The organism is Candidatus Izemoplasma sp., from assembly GCA_036172455.1.
Lineage (GTDB): Bacteria > Bacillota_I > Bacilli_A > Izemoplasmatales > Izemoplasmataceae > JAIPGF01.
Map to the genome: position 1 here is coordinate 178,036 of JAXKVY010000002.1, position 14,944 is coordinate 192,979.

15 protein-coding genes, 1 pseudogene and 1 other annotated feature are annotated in these 14,944 nt (G+C 35.1%); all 16 genes and pseudogenes read right to left on the bottom strand.

Features of this window, described 5'->3' with window-relative positions:
• Positions 1-4 precede the first annotated feature (4 nt).
• The gene (locus tag UMR38_03455) at positions 5-910 is read right to left on the bottom strand and encodes a U32 family peptidase (GenBank protein ID MEC9484919.1); all 906 of its coding nucleotides are present in this window, start codon (positions 908-910) and stop codon (positions 5-7) included.
• Positions 888-1,502, bottom strand: a complete 615-nt coding sequence (locus tag UMR38_03460) for an O-methyltransferase (GenBank protein ID MEC9484920.1) — start codon at positions 1,500-1,502, stop codon at positions 888-890. The genes UMR38_03455 and UMR38_03460 overlap by 23 nt, the downstream gene beginning before the upstream one ends.
• The gene (locus UMR38_03465) at positions 1,502-1,753 is read right to left on the bottom strand and encodes a DUF1292 domain-containing protein (GenBank protein ID MEC9484921.1); all 252 of its coding nucleotides are present in this window, start codon (positions 1,751-1,753) and stop codon (positions 1,502-1,504) included. The genes UMR38_03460 and UMR38_03465 overlap by 1 nt, the downstream gene beginning before the upstream one ends.
• Before the next feature lie 12 nt (positions 1,754-1,765).
• A complete protein-coding gene (gene ruvX / locus UMR38_03470; protein MEC9484922.1) occupies positions 1,766-2,182 on the bottom strand; it encodes a Holliday junction resolvase RuvX in 417 nt (138 codons plus the stop codon).
• The gene (gene alaS / locus UMR38_03475; protein ID MEC9484923.1) at positions 2,179-4,806 is read right to left on the bottom strand and encodes an alanine--tRNA ligase; all 2,628 of its coding nucleotides are present in this window, start codon (positions 4,804-4,806) and stop codon (positions 2,179-2,181) included. Before alaS ends, ruvX begins: the two co-directional genes overlap by 4 nt.
• A gap of 39 nt (positions 4,807-4,845) precedes the next feature.
• Positions 4,846-5,037, bottom strand: a binding site (T-box leader).
• A gap of 38 nt (positions 5,038-5,075) precedes the next feature.
• The gene (locus tag UMR38_03480) at positions 5,076-7,409 is read right to left on the bottom strand and encodes an ATP-dependent RecD-like DNA helicase (GenBank protein ID MEC9484924.1); all 2,334 of its coding nucleotides are present in this window, start codon (positions 7,407-7,409) and stop codon (positions 5,076-5,078) included.
• Positions 7,410-7,478: 69 nt separating this feature from the next.
• Positions 7,479-8,024: a hypothetical protein gene (locus UMR38_03485; protein MEC9484925.1), complete on the bottom strand. Its 546-nt coding sequence runs from the start codon at positions 8,022-8,024 to the stop codon at positions 7,479-7,481.
• A 57-nt stretch (positions 8,025-8,081) separates the two neighbouring features.
• Positions 8,082-8,327, bottom strand: a complete 246-nt coding sequence (locus tag UMR38_03490; protein MEC9484926.1) for an adenylyl-sulfate kinase — start codon at positions 8,325-8,327, stop codon at positions 8,082-8,084.
• Between the two features lie 37 nt (positions 8,328-8,364).
• A complete protein-coding gene (locus tag UMR38_03495) occupies positions 8,365-9,624 on the bottom strand; it encodes an aminopeptidase P family protein (GenBank protein MEC9484927.1) in 1,260 nt (419 codons plus the stop codon).
• A 117-nt stretch (positions 9,625-9,741) separates the two neighbouring features.
• Positions 9,742-10,797 carry an ACR3 family arsenite efflux transporter gene (gene arsB, locus UMR38_03500; protein MEC9484928.1) on the bottom strand — a complete coding sequence of 352 codons (1,056 nt, stop codon included), beginning with the start codon at positions 10,795-10,797 and terminating at the stop codon, positions 9,742-9,744.
• A complete protein-coding gene (locus UMR38_03505) occupies positions 10,797-11,195 on the bottom strand; it encodes an arsenate reductase ArsC (GenBank protein ID MEC9484929.1) in 399 nt (132 codons plus the stop codon). The genes arsB and UMR38_03505 overlap by 1 nt, the downstream gene beginning before the upstream one ends.
• Position 11,196: 1 nt before the next feature.
• Positions 11,197-11,430: pseudogene (locus UMR38_03510) on the bottom strand (thioredoxin family protein).
• A 39-nt stretch (positions 11,431-11,469) separates the two neighbouring features.
• Complete coding sequence (locus UMR38_03515; protein MEC9484930.1) at positions 11,470-12,432, bottom strand: permease; 963 nt, start codon at positions 12,430-12,432, stop codon at positions 11,470-11,472.
• 47 nt (positions 12,433-12,479) lie between these two features.
• Positions 12,480-12,770 carry a metalloregulator ArsR/SmtB family transcription factor gene (locus UMR38_03520; protein MEC9484931.1) on the bottom strand — a complete coding sequence of 97 codons (291 nt, stop codon included), beginning with the start codon at positions 12,768-12,770 and terminating at the stop codon, positions 12,480-12,482.
• A gap of 138 nt (positions 12,771-12,908) precedes the next feature.
• Positions 12,909-13,778, bottom strand: a complete 870-nt coding sequence (locus tag UMR38_03525) for a DUF1295 domain-containing protein (GenBank protein ID MEC9484932.1) — start codon at positions 13,776-13,778, stop codon at positions 12,909-12,911.
• Positions 13,779-13,875: 97 nt separating this feature from the next.
• Positions 13,876-14,826 (bottom strand): bile acid:sodium symporter, encoded by a 951-nt coding sequence (locus UMR38_03530; protein MEC9484933.1) that lies wholly within the window; start codon positions 14,824-14,826, stop codon positions 13,876-13,878.
• Between the last annotated feature and the right edge of the window lie 118 nt (positions 14,827-14,944).

Consider the following 14,944-nt stretch of genomic DNA (forward strand, 5'->3'; position numbering starts at 1 on the left):
CACCTTAGAATGTATCGTATACAGTGCTTTTATCTAAAAAGCCTGTGTCATGTGTCGCTTGATATTTTTTAATCACAGCATCTTGTTTAGATGGCGCCTTTATGATTGTTTGATAATCTTTTAATACATTAATGGTATAGTTGTCTGATTGGAAAATAGAATCAATCATGAAAAGATCAATCGTCTCTTTTAAGGCTAAAATGACATGAAAACTATGCATTGGTTTTGCCCTAAAGACATGGGTTCCATGGGTATTTTCAAAAATAGGAAATTTATCTTGGCGTTTTTCTTCGATCAAGGTCATCTCATAGTTATTAAACAGTTCCGGTCGACGCTCTTTTTGATAAGTCAAAAAGTTCGTAATTAATGGCCGTTTAGAATGAAACATATTGAGATATCCATGACCAATCATCGCTGTATTAATCGGACTATTTTTAGCGATTTCGAGCACTTCATCTGTCGTGATTTCCCGTGCAACAAACATACCTTTTATATTATTTTTATGCCAAAAATTGGCATCATAAGCATTCGTTGTTAAGGTCCCTGGTTGGAAGATGAGTTTATCATGAATACCTAACTCTTTAGCCAGTTGATATACCCCAATATCACCAAATATAATACCATCTATCTGATGTGTTTTGGCAAATGATAAATAGTCTTTTACTGTCTTAACATGTGTTTGATGCATCATAATATTAAGATGTAAGTAAACATCCATCGCAAACTGTTTACATAATGAGACAATTTCTTCCATATCCTCTTTAGTATAAGACTTTACAGGGCGTGGGGTGATGTCATCATTTTGAATAATGATTCCCTTTGCCCCAGCATCACGTAAGGCTTGAATATTCTCTTTGTTTTGAAGAGGGACAATAAACTGCATTAAATCACTTCCTTTTGATGCTGACACTCATGCCATCACCAATGCTATAAATTTCTGTATCATAATCTGCTTTTGATACAATATATTGATTAAAGTTATCTAATTTACGTAATAACTGTCGTAAATTTCGACTATCAACATCTTGGTCGATTAAGCCATGAAATAGTAGGTTATCTGTCACAACAATACCGCCTACTTTTAAAAAAGGCGTATACTTTTCAAAAAATTTAATGTATTGCGCTTTAGCCGCATCAATAAAGATGAGATCAAACATTATCTTAGGTTTGGGCTCATAATTTAACGCGTCTGCTTCTATTAAGGTAATACGATCTGTTACATCAGCCTTGTTAAAGTTTTGTTTTGCCGCTTCAATCATACTTGGGTCACGTTCTATAGTTGTTATTGTAACAGGGTGTTTTTTAGTCATACTTATGGCGCTATAGCCAATAGCAGTTCCAATCTCTAAAATATGCTTTGCATTACTTAAAGCAATAAGCTGATTTAAGAACCGTTCCCCTTCCCGTGTAATGATGGGCACATTATGTTCCTTTGCATACTCTCTTAAGGTGATGAGTAGCGGATCGTTTTCTGGCATTAATGTATCTAAATAAGCAGTCATTAGTCTTCTTCAGTAAACGTATTTAATACTTCTTGGATCATCTCAAACTCTTCATCAGTTTGAATGTCTAATAATGTCCCTTGACCATCATCTTCTTCGACATATTCAGCGGCCATAACTTCTTCTAGGCTCTCTGGGTCTTTGTAGACAACATAGTTCTTTTTGGTTTTTGGATCTTGAAATGTTAAAATAATTTCAAATTCTACATCATTGCCGTTGTCATCTGTAATAACAATTGTTTTTTCTTCCATCATAGACTCCTTTCATTCGTTTCTATCTAAATAACTTTGTAATATAATCGTTGCGGCCATTTGGTCGATTGATTTTTGCCGCTTTTTACGTTTTAGTTTTTGTGTTTTCATCATCTGTGAAGCCGATTTAGATGATAAACGTTCGTCAACTAATATCACTGGTAAATTAGTTGCTTCTTCTAAATCTGCTTTAAATTGTTTTGTGATCTTCGCTTGTTCACCTTCGGTATTATCCATGTTTTTAGGAAAGCCTAAAACAATGGTATCAATCGGCTCTTTTTGACATAACGTTACAACATATTCAATTGCTTGGTTAAACGCTTGATGGGAAAACCGTACTGTTTCAATATCGCGTGCTAGAAACTTCATCTCATCACTAATCGCAACGCCTAACGTCTTATTTCCTAAATCAAGGCCTAATACTTTCATTGAACCAACTCTTTGACATGTGCTAAAGCCGTATCAACTTTCGATACATCTTTACCACCTGCTTGTGCCATTTGTGGACGTCCACCACCGTTCCCTCCACATATCATCGCCGCAGCTTTTGCAATTTTACCACTGTGATAGTCATCATTGTCACTTTTCGCAATAAACGTTACTTTATTATCTAACACATTTGCCAAAAATACAAATCCATTAGGTAAATGTTCTAACAACCGATCTGCCAGTGGTTTTAATGCGTCTTTGTCAATCGCATCAAGTTTTAACACTAAGGTATTGTTTTTGACGTGATCTAAATAATCATCTAGTTGATTAAAGGTTTGTTCTTTTAATGCTTCTTTCACATTCTTTTCTAAATCTCGCACTAATTCTTGTAAATGTTCAAATTCTAAACGCTTATCAATAACTGCTTGATAAGATGCTTTGATAGAATGATTAATCTGGTAATCAAACGAAACATCGATACCATGTGCTTTGGCATCTTTTACAATATTGTTGGCTTTATTGATCAGTTTTTTCATTTCTTTATGGAAACCAGTAAACTGTTTTCTAATATTGTCAGTTGCTTCATTTACGTGGGCTGTGATTCGGTAAATGCCACTTCCTTTATTCTCAATATTCGCTATCGCAAAGTGTCCGATATCCCCTGTATTATCGACATGGGTACCACCGCATAAATCAATTGTGTAATCCATATTTATAACCCGAACTTTATCGGTGTACTTTTCACCAAACTCGGCAATTGCACCCATAGCTTTTGCTTTTTCAAGCGGAACTTCTTCTTTAACAACAGGAATGCTTGCACGAATTTTGTCATTTACACGTTCTTCAACTTTAAGAAGTATCTCATCATCTAACGGATCATAATTATTAAAATCAAATCGTAAAGCGTCACTTGATACATTTGAACCTTGTTGGCTAACATGCTCACCAACAATCTCTCTTAATGCGCCAAATAATAAATGGGTTGCGGAATGATGATACATTGTTAATAACCGTTTCATCTCATCAACCTCAGCTTTTACGCTATCTCCATCGGTTAAATTGTGGTCATCTATATAATGTAAAAATTGTCCATTAGGCATCTTTTGAACATCTTTGACATAATATGTTTCATCCTTTGTTTGGATAACACCAGTATCTGCGACTTGGCCACCACTTTCTGCGTAGAATGGTGTGCATTCTAAGACAACACCTTCATCAAACGCTTTAAGGATGCGTGTTTCTTCAACCAATGAATCATATCCTGTAAATGTATCTTGCGCTCTGAAGTTTAGGTAAGCTTCGTTCTGTTCTTTCATACTCAGTGTATCTTTACGTGCATTACGAGCACGTTCTTTTTGTTTATCCATTTCTTCTTTAAACCCAGTTTCATCGACAATATACCCATGTTCTTCTGCGAGTTCAATGGTTAGTTCAATTGGGAAGCCATAGGTGTCATACAGTTTAAAGGCGTTGTCGCCTGTAATTGTTTGGTTGTCACTATCTTCAATTAAGTTTTCAAGTAACTTTTCACCTTGGGTGAGTGTTTCAAGAAACTTCTCTTCTTCTTTTCTTACCACCTTTTTAATGATGTCTGAGTTGTCGCTTAAGTAGGTGTAATAGGTCCCCATCTGTTCAATCACAGTATCGACCAGTTTGTATAAGAAGGCTTTACTGATACCCAGTTGTTTTCCATGTTTAACAGCACGTCTTAATAGTCTACGAAGTACGTAACCACGTCCTTCATTCGATAATATAGCCCCATCCGCAACAGCAAATGTGACGGTTCTAATATGATCAGCGATAACCTTGAATGACATTTGACCGGTATACTCAATATGACTAATCTCACTAATTTTTTTATTCAATGCCATAAATATATCTGTTTCATAATTTGTTTCTGCGCCTTGCATAACACATGCCATCCGTTCAAGTCCCATCCCTGTATCAATGTTTTTACTAGGAAGTTCAGGATATGCATCGCGTTCTAATTCTTTTTTGGCATTAAACTGAGAAAATACAATATTCCAAATTTCAATATAACGATCATTTTCAATATCGTGTTCAATCACATCTAGTCCAATATCACCAAACGCCTCACCACGATCATAAAAAATCTCTGTATCAGGTCCACAAGGACCCTCTCCTATTTCCCAGAAATTATGTTCACATTTAATGATATGGCCGCGTTTAACCCCAACATTCAACCATGCCTGAATAGTCTCTTCATCATCAGGATAGACTGTAAAATAGAGTTTATTTGGGTCCATACCATAATACCTGTCGTCGGTTAATAAAGTATAAGCCCATGGAATGATTTCATCACGAAAATAGTCACCAATACTAAAATTACCTAACATTTCAAAAAAGGTATGGTGCCGCGCAGTTTTACCAACATTGTTGATGTCGTTTGTTCGAATACATTTTTGGGCATTGACAATACGGGGATTACTTGGGATAATCGATCCGTCAAAATATTTTTTCAGTGGGGCAACTCCTGCGTTAATCCAAAGCAATGTTGGATCATTGTTTGGTATTAAGCTTGCGCTTTCTTCTACCGCATGCCCGTGCTCTTTGAAAAAATCTAACCATATTTGTCTGATTTCATTTGTCGATAATTGTTTCATCGCAATCACTCCTTAATATATAAAAATCGCCCTTAAATCATTAAGGACGAAGACTTTCCGTGGTACCACCTTAGTTCTAGTTTCCTAGCACTCGTACTTGTTAACGCAAAGTGTGCGGGTGCGATTAACACCTCTTAGAAGTAGCTTCATATAGTCACAATATTAGTTTACACCAACCACTAACTCTCTAGGATAAATAACTATATTACTCGGCTTCATCAACGATTTCATAAGTATTATACTAAAAATACCCTGTTAATGCAACTGAATTAGTCTTTTAAAAAGTCATAGGGACTTAATCCATTCAGCTTTTCACCTAATGTATCAAATGGAATGTCAGGGTCATCGATGATTGAATTGTTTGATTCGACCTTAACACGTGTCTCAGGCCTATGATTTAGACGCGCTGTAATGGCTTCTTGTAATTTACTTTGACGGGTATTTTCTATGTGTTCAACACCATAGCGCAACGCTGATTCATCCCCCATGATAACCAGTTTTTCTTTTGCCCGTGTAATTGCTGTATAGATTAGTTTTTTCTTCAACATAATCGAGTAGTTTTTAAAGATAGGGAGTACAACTACTTTATATTCACTCCCTTGTGATTTATGGATACTCATCGCATAGGCATGTTTTAAGTGAATCAAGTCGCCTTTTGTATAGGTTACTTCATTGCCATCAAAAGACACGATGACAGTACTTTCTTTCGTGACACCAATGACAGTTCCTTGGTCACCATTCATAATGTTATCTTCTACCTGGTTCGATAATTGAATTACCTTATCCCCTGTTTTAAAGGTTCTGTCTCCATGTTCTACGGTATGTCCTTTTCCTTTGTTAAAGGTTTTTTGAACAAGGTTATTAACCGCATCGATTCCTGTTGTTCCACGATACATCGGAATTAATATTTGGATATCATCAATTAAATCATACCCTTGATTCATTAAATATTCTAAACTTTTAACTAAGCGAGATTGAAAACTATGAGCGTGTTCTTTCACAAACATACGATCATCATACACCTGCATCAAATCACTCGGTAGTTCTCCTTGGTTAATATGATAGGCTAAATCAATGATATGTGAGTTGCTTGCTTGTCTAAAAATTCTCGTTAGAGCTAACGACGGGATCTCATTGACATTTAGTAAGTCATTCAATACTTGGCCAGGACCTACACTTGGTAACTGGTCTTTATCGCCGACTAAGATGACTTTTGTATCTTTGGGAATTGATTGAAACAATTGCGCAGCAAGATAAATATCAATCATTGATGCTTCATCAACGATAATCACTTTGGCATCAACTAAATTATCTTTATCATGGGCAAATTTACCATCATAGCCATATCCTAAAAAGCGATGGATGGTCTCCGCATACACTTTTGTCGTGTCATTCATTCGTTTACTTGCTCTGCCTGTAGGGGCAATTAACTTGATTTCAAATAACGGGTTATTGTATAAAATGGGAATATCATTTAATTTACTGTAGACAAACACTATACCTTGAATAATGGTTGTTTTCCCTGTTCCTGGTCCCCCTGTTAGAATAAATAGATGGTTTGTCATAGCGTCATGAATAGCTTGACGTTGTTCTTCTGTATATGTCATATCATGTACTTGTTCAAATAAATCGATTGTATCATCAATATCGCTTGAAGAATATTGAGATTCAGTCTCTTCACAGAGTTTAACGACTGTATTCACGACGTGCTCACGCGCATAATAAATTTGTTTTAGACTAATCTCCTCATCGTGTTCATCAAAAACATTATCGTCGATAAGTTCATCGATATAAGTGTCAATGACGGGTGTTTCAATAACAACATGTGATTTGTTGAGGGATGTTTCTAAAAACTCTAACAATTGTTGGCGTGATAAATAGGTATGTCCATAGTTGGTTCCCATATATTGATATAAGTAAAGAATCATGGCTTTGACTCTTAACGGATGATCATCTTCAAATCCCAGTTCTTTGGCAATTTTATCAGCGCGTTCAAACCCAACACCCTCTATGTCCATCATAAGTTGATAGGGATTTTGTTCAATGATCGCAATGGTTTTTTCACCATAATGATGAAAAATCTTCATTGCCATTTTGGGACCAATACCATAACTATAGAGTTTGATTAATGTGTGTTCGGCGGCTTTGTTTTCAACGAGCCCATCATAGATAACATCCGTGATTTTATCGCTTAATTTGGGGACTTTGTTTAACACTTCTTTATCATCAATGATTTTTTTTATCGCATCTTTACCGAGTGTATTAACAACATGCGTTGCGGTTTTAATCCCGACACCAGGAAAGAGATCACTACTGAGATATTCAATCAATCCCGGGATTGATGTTTCCTCAATTTTTTCATACTGACTTGCCACATATTGCATTCCGTATTTTGGATGATTTTTAAATTTACCAAAAAAGCGAATTTCTTCTCCTCGCATTGGTTTTAAAAAGTACCCAGTTACAGTGAGATAATCGCCTTGACTTTGCGTGATTAAATCCATCGGTTTACTTGTTTTTGTGACATCAATTTTAATAATTGTGAATGCATTTTGCTCACTATGAAAAATAATAGCTTTAACAATACCTTGAATATACTTCATTAAAAATCACCGGTTTCATTATATCATAGTTTTGTCCCTTGCGATACTGTAAAACCCAAAAAAAACACTCTACTTAAGAGTGTTTAATGTGGTTTTTTTAATCTGATTAAAGACTTCATCATAACTACCATCAAGTTGATACACATATGTCGTTATTGGGAGTGTTTTGATAATCTCTTTCGAAAGTAATTGACGGTCTTTAAAATATTGAATTATGCCTTCATAATCTGTATAGCCAAGTGTCTTTCCATAAGGCATGTCGCGGATATATTCGATGACACGATCAATCCAATCCTGAAATTTAGCTTTATCTGGTGATTTGCGTTCTTCACTTACGTGATCGATCGCCTTCTTTACATCCTTTTGTTCAACAAAAAACAAGATCGGATCATGCGACACCAATGGCTCTAAGAGTGCTTTGAAATAGGCTATGTGTTCAGGTAATGGTAAATTATATTTTAACATTAACTCATTAATGTGATTTTGTAAGTAGACACATTCAAAAATATAGATTATGTCAGTATCTAAAGTATTACTAAACTGTTGCCATAGTTTATGATGCCACTCTTTAAAGGGCTGTAATGTTTTTGAGCGAAAAATCTCATACGTATCCATTTCTTCATAGAACGCTTTAGGTGCGGCAGTATAATCTACTCTTGTATATGCAATAATCTAATTGTCATCGATATGCTTGGTATACTGTTTAATATCGTTTTCTAACATAGGATAACGATTAAGAATATCAACATACGTTGATTCATCCACAATCGCACACCAGGCAAGATCGATTGGATGTAAGTCTCCTTCTTGGTATTGTTTTACCTTATAACCTTTGTTTTCTAACGTTGTTTTTAGGCGTTTTGCATAAGTCGTTTTGCCACTCCCTGGATTTCCTTCAATAAATATAATGTGACCCATTGTGACCTCCTTTAAAAAAAGTGTTGCTAAGCAACACTTATTTTTTCATATATGCTTCGATATCATCAACTTCTTTAATAATATGTTGACTTAAGTTTTTTGCCCCCTCTTTGGTAATTAAAATATTATCTTCAATGCGAATACCAATATTTTCTTCTTTAACATACAGACCCGGTTCGATGGTTAAGACCATACCTTCTTGTAACGTTTCTATATAATGTCCCACATCATGGACATCAAGTCCTAAAAAGTGACCAATAGAATGGTAGTAATATTTTTTAATATCTTCTTTATTATCAATTAAACCAATATCCATACATTTTTCTGCGAGTAAGTCTTTCGCAAATGCATTTAAGTCATCCCAAGATAATCCTGGTTTCACATAATCAATCGTCGCTTTATTAACATCAAGTACGATATTATATAACGCTTTTTGACGTTTGCTAAATGTTCCGTTAATAGGATACGTTCTTGATATGTCTGCGCCATAGTTATTATAAAGTGCCCCAAGGTCTAAAAGAATCAAATTGCCGTCTTCAAGAGGTTCGTTATTATTCTCATAATGTAAGACGGTCGCATTTTTACCTGATGCAGCTATGGTATTAAAGCTATTGGTTGTTGCGCCGCGAAGCGTAATTTCATGTAGAAAGTCCGCTTCAATTTGCTGTTCGTTATCACGGTTTGCAAGTTCATCCATAACGCGTTTTAATCCTTTGTCTGTGATGTCAATTGCTTCTTGTAACTGTGATAGTTCATACGCATCTTTAAACATTCTTAAGTAACTGAGATGTTCATTGACACTCATAATATTTAATTCTTTATAATTTTTAATGATGTCACTAAAAACGCTCAGTGATAACGCTTCATCCATAGGTCTTGGTCGATATAAATCAAGATATAAATGCTTTGGTACCCGGACAGCTAATCCGCGTTTATATCCCATCACACGGTCGATAAATGTGTCAAACTCACTTAGATATTTAATGTTTTTGACATCGATACCTGAGATCTCACTCGCTTCTTCTTTACTCATGCGTTCACCAACCCATTGACGCATATATTCTGTCGTTTCTTCAATGAATAGGTAACATTTTTTTGTGGTTCCATCTTTAATTAATACCAACTTCATTTTTTGTTCCATTAACCCTGTTAGGTAATGAAAGTTTTTATTAGGCGTAAAAAAGTAATATTGATCAGTTGTTTTATGTGGCGCTTCTCCGCTATATAATATGACCATGCTGCGGTCATCAATACGGCGTAATAATGCATCTCTATGTTGCTTACTTAAATTTTTCATCGTGATTACCTCCAGTAACTAAATTATAACAAGTTTTCTTAAATTTGCAATGTGATACTTACAAATATTACAAAAAAGCCATATCAGGTGATATGACTTTTGATGTTATCAGCATATTTACGCTTCACTTGGTTGCTTAAACCAATGCTTCGTGTTGTTGACAATTTTAACGATCAATAACATAATCGGTACTTCAACCAGGACACCAACAATGGTCGCTAATGCCACACCTGGGCTTAAAGGAAATATAGCAATTGCAACCGCAACTGCTAATTCAAAGAAGTTACTTGCCCCTATCATTCCAGCAGGACCCGCCACATCATGTGGTAGCCCGATCAGTTTTGCTGTCCCATATCCAATAAAGAAGATAAGGAATGTTTGGATAATTAACGGGACACTGATTAATACAATATGTAGTGGATTCGACAGTATTAAATCCGTTTGTAACGAGAAGATTAATATGAGTGTTAATAAAAGCCCTATTATTGTAATTAACTTAAATTTAGGAATAAACATCATATTATATTGATAAAGCCCATGATTTTTAATATAGAAATAGCGTGTTAAAGAGGCCGCAATCAGTGGCACAACAACAAATAATACAACACTTAAAAATAAGGTTCCCCAAGGGACTGAAATACCTCCGATACCTAATAAGAGTCCAACAATTGGTACAAATAACACTAAAATAATCAAATCATTTGTCGCAACTTGGACTAAGGTATACGCTGGATTACCCCGTGTTAAACTACTCCATACAAAGACCATAGCCGTGCATGGCGCAGCGCCTAGTAAGACAGCGCCTGCTAAGTAGTTCTGAGCTAAATCATCTGATATAATTCCATCAAAGATAATAAAGAAAAATAAGCTTGCAATTAAAAACATGGTAAACGGTTTGATTACCCAGTTCACTACCCAAGTAACATACAGACCTACAGGATTTTTACCGACATTTTTAACTGATGTTAAATCAATTTTAAGCATCATGGGATAAATCATCACCCAAATTAATAATCCGATTGGTAAATTCACATTGTAAACCTCAAATTGATTTAAAAAAGTAGGTATTTGTGGTACATAATTGCCAATAAGGATGCCAATAGCCATACAGATTAATACAAACACCGTCAGATAGGTTTCAAAAAAGCTTATAGCTTTAGTATCTTTTGCCATTATAGGTTACCCGCCTTAATACGTGCTAATAAGTCAATGACTTTATCTTTAATGATGTCTCTAGTTTGCTCGAACGCTTCTTTTGGTCCACCACTTGGATCATCAAGACCCCAATCCTCACGATGTTTACATGGCACATACGGACATTCTACACCACATCCCATCGTGATTAAAATATCTAAATCTTCAGGTAATGTATCTAACAATTTAGAATCTGCATGTGACATATCAATCCCTGCATCTTCCATAACTTCAATCGCCATTGGCTTTGGTCCCGAATATTCTTCTGTCCCAGCAGAATAAGCATCAATTAAATCTTGACCCAAATGCTTAGCCCATCCTTCTGCCATAATGCTTCGACAACTGTTATGAATACAGACAAATGCAACTTTTTTCATATTAATCACCTAATACCTTTATCAATTGTTTCGCACTCAAAACTTGACCAGAAAATAAAACTTTTCCATCAATAACTAACGCTGGTGTACTCATTACACCATAAGTTAAAATTTCACTCACATCTGTAATTTATTCAATATCACCTTTTATATTGAGTTCTTCTAACGCTTCTTTAACATTGCGTTCTAAACGTTCGCAATTTGGACACCCTGATCCTAATACTTTTATTTCCATTATACTCTACACTCCTCGTATAATATAGTTGGGCTTTAGTTATATTGAATAATATCCGAAGATATTAAAGATATAGCCTGTAATAATAATACCGATTGTAACAATCGTGACAAACACCATTAAGAGTCGTGGTTTAACGACTTTTTTCAATAAGATGATTGATGGTAAACTAAGGGCTGTTACTGCCATCATGAACGCAAGTACCGTACCAATTCCAACGCCTTTTAATACAAGCGCTTCAGCAATCGGCAATGTGCCAAAGATATCGGCATACATTGGAATACCTAACAGTGTGGCTATAAGCACTGAGAATGGATTATTGTCTCCAAGGACATAACTAATTACGCTTGCTGGGATATAGCCATGAATAATTGCCCCAATACCGACACCAATCAACACATACATCCATACTTTATGAACGATAGCTTTAACCTGACTAACCGCATACATGTGACGGTCTTTTTTTGTTTGTTCTAATGTTACGCTAACATTGTTTTGACTTACAGGCTCTTTTACAAACGCTTCAACATCTTTCTCCATATTGAAGAGATCGATTAACGTCCCCCCAATAACAGCGATGACAAGCCCAATCACGACATACCACAAGGCGATTGTCCAATTAAATATACTCGCAAGTAAAATCACTGAGGCAAGATCCACTAAGGGCGAAGAGATTAAGAACGAGAAAGTAACGCCAATCGGTAATCCAGCTTTTGTAAATCCAATAAAAATCGGAATCGACGAACAGGAACAAAACGGTGTAACTGTTCCTAATAACGCGCCAAAGATATTACCTTTGATGCCTTTAAAACGGGTTAATATGTGTTTGGTTCGTTCGGGACTGAAGTAAGACTGAATATAACTTGATATATAAATCAATACCGATAATAATATAAAGATCTTGATCACATCATAAATGAAAAAAGAGAGCGTTTGAAACAGATAACTTGTGCGATCTAAATTAAAGACAATTTCTAACACATGATCAACTAGTCTATTCAACCATGTCATCTTCAGCAAAATGTCATTTAAAGAAACAAAAAATGATTTTATAAACTGCATTGTTCAGCCTCAACATCTCGCAAGTCTTCTAAAAACCTAATTATTGTGTTGAGGGCATCTTTATTGATATAATGTTTTATCCAATTCCCATCCCGCTCGGCTGTAGCCAATCCAGCTTCAGTAATCATTTTCAAATGATAAGACAGGGTTGGTTGTGACACATCAACATTATCAATTAATGTACACCCACATGTTTCACCTTTTAATAATAACTCAATTATTTCTAATCGAGTTGGATCAGATAATACCTTAAATTGCTTAGCGATTTTCTCTTTCATCTTTGCCACCTCACTATATAGATGTTTATCTATATTGAATATCATCTATATAGTAACATCTTAAAAGAATTTAGACAACTCTTTTAACAAAGTTTAACAAAAAAAAGATGAGACATTTACTGTCTCATCTTAAAAATGTTATTTTGTAAATGGAAAAATCATTGGTGTGTTAGCTTTATAGGTGTCCCATCCGTCATATTTTTCCATATGTTTTTCTAGCATTGGTGTTGAAATTTTAATCAATACCGTACTCATTAATACTGGTGAAATAATTAAAATTGCGTAAAAGCCAAGACTAATAGACGCATCAATTAACGCCACGCCTGTTATATACAAGCCACTCCAGATTAGAATTTCACCAAAATAGTTGGGGTGACGTGTTAATGACCAAAGTCCACTTGACATAAGTGATTTTGTTTGTTTATTGATATGCCGTCGTAATTGTTCATCACCAACGACTTCAAAGATTAATCCAATCGTTGCGACTAAAAGACCAAGATACACAATATATTGCGTCCAACCGTCAAAATTAAACTGATTAAATTTAATGACAGTATAACTCGCAGACCCTACAATAAAGTTAATGATCCCTTGAATCATAAATACACGGAAAAAGGCAATAATTACGACCCTATCTCCCCATTCTTCACGCCATTGTTGGTAACGAAAATCTTCTGGTTTTCCCCAATTTCGTCTAATTAAACGTGCAGATAAACGACTTCCCCATACTGCGATAAATCCTACAATAATATAAGACAGTGTCGTTGGATCATTCATAGTCAAAAGTGTCGCAACACTCCCAACAACAAAACCAAACCCCCATCCCATATCAACAATTGAGTTGTCTTTTACGATTTGGGCAACGATAAAGAAAATGGTGAAATAGCCTAATGTGGCTAACATTGGAATGAGAAGTCCATTCTCATCAAAATGTTGAAAACCTATTGTTGCAATCGCTAGCGTGGCCACAAACAATAGTGTATAAATAATAATACGTTTTGTATCCAAAATTAACTCCCCCTAAGTTTTTATTAACTTCATTATATCATATTTTTTATAAACTACTAAGGTGAGCGCTAATAAAATGATTTTGTGATTTATGGGATCACCTTAAGAATTTTGTGACATGCTTGACATTGAAGGCCGCTAACTGAACTTGAACGATAAAAGCGACCGCAATTAATAATGCCGCAATACTCGCTTCTTCAAACGTCTGTAATGTGATTGCTAAAGCAATTGATAAATTTCTGATGTATGTGCCATGCATTAAGGCTATCCCATCCGCTTTATTAAAGAAATACTTAGCAATCATAAAGACGATAATATAGTAAGTCACATATAGTAAAATCACAGGTAATATAATCTGTAACAATAAGCTTGGTCGAGCAAATAACACTCTTGATTTGAGCCCTGTTGCGACAAAGATAATTAATACCAAACCTAATGTAGAAAAACGAGGAAAAATAGGTTTTATACGACTATGAAATGTCTCTTCACCAACGTTCTTTATGATGATGTATTGTGTGATAAAAGCTAGTATTAAAGGTAGAAAGACAACCAATAATACTTGACTAAAAATATCTAAAAATGCTATATCAACATCATGTCCTAATAAATATGACAAATAAAATGGGCTCAATATGCCACCAAGCAACAGTCCAACAACAACCATCTTGATAGCTGCATGCACATTTCCCTTACCTAATACGGTCCAACTGATTGTCATACCGCTGGTGGGAAATAAACTAATCATAAACAGTCCTAAATATAGATAGGGCTCTTCTCTTAAAAAGAGAAAACCAATCGCAAATGCAATAAATGGAAAAACTAAAAAATTAATGAATTGTGTGGTGATTTGGAGTTGTTTGTTAGCCGGTCTTGTCATCTCCTTAAAATTTAGCGTTACCATCATTGGATAGACCATCAAAAAAGTTAATGGTAAAATGAGTTGTTTCATCCAACTTATATCGGTTAAACGGCCTATAATAAGACCGAAAATCATCGCAATAAGAATACTGGTCATAAGATGTTGTTTAATTGATTTAAGTAGTTTCATGATTACCTCCATTAAAAATTACTAATATACTATACCATATTTATAGTTTGTGTGTAAACTATATTGTTTTGAATCTATAATAGGCATATAAAAGAGCCATCATTGATGGCTTAATTAT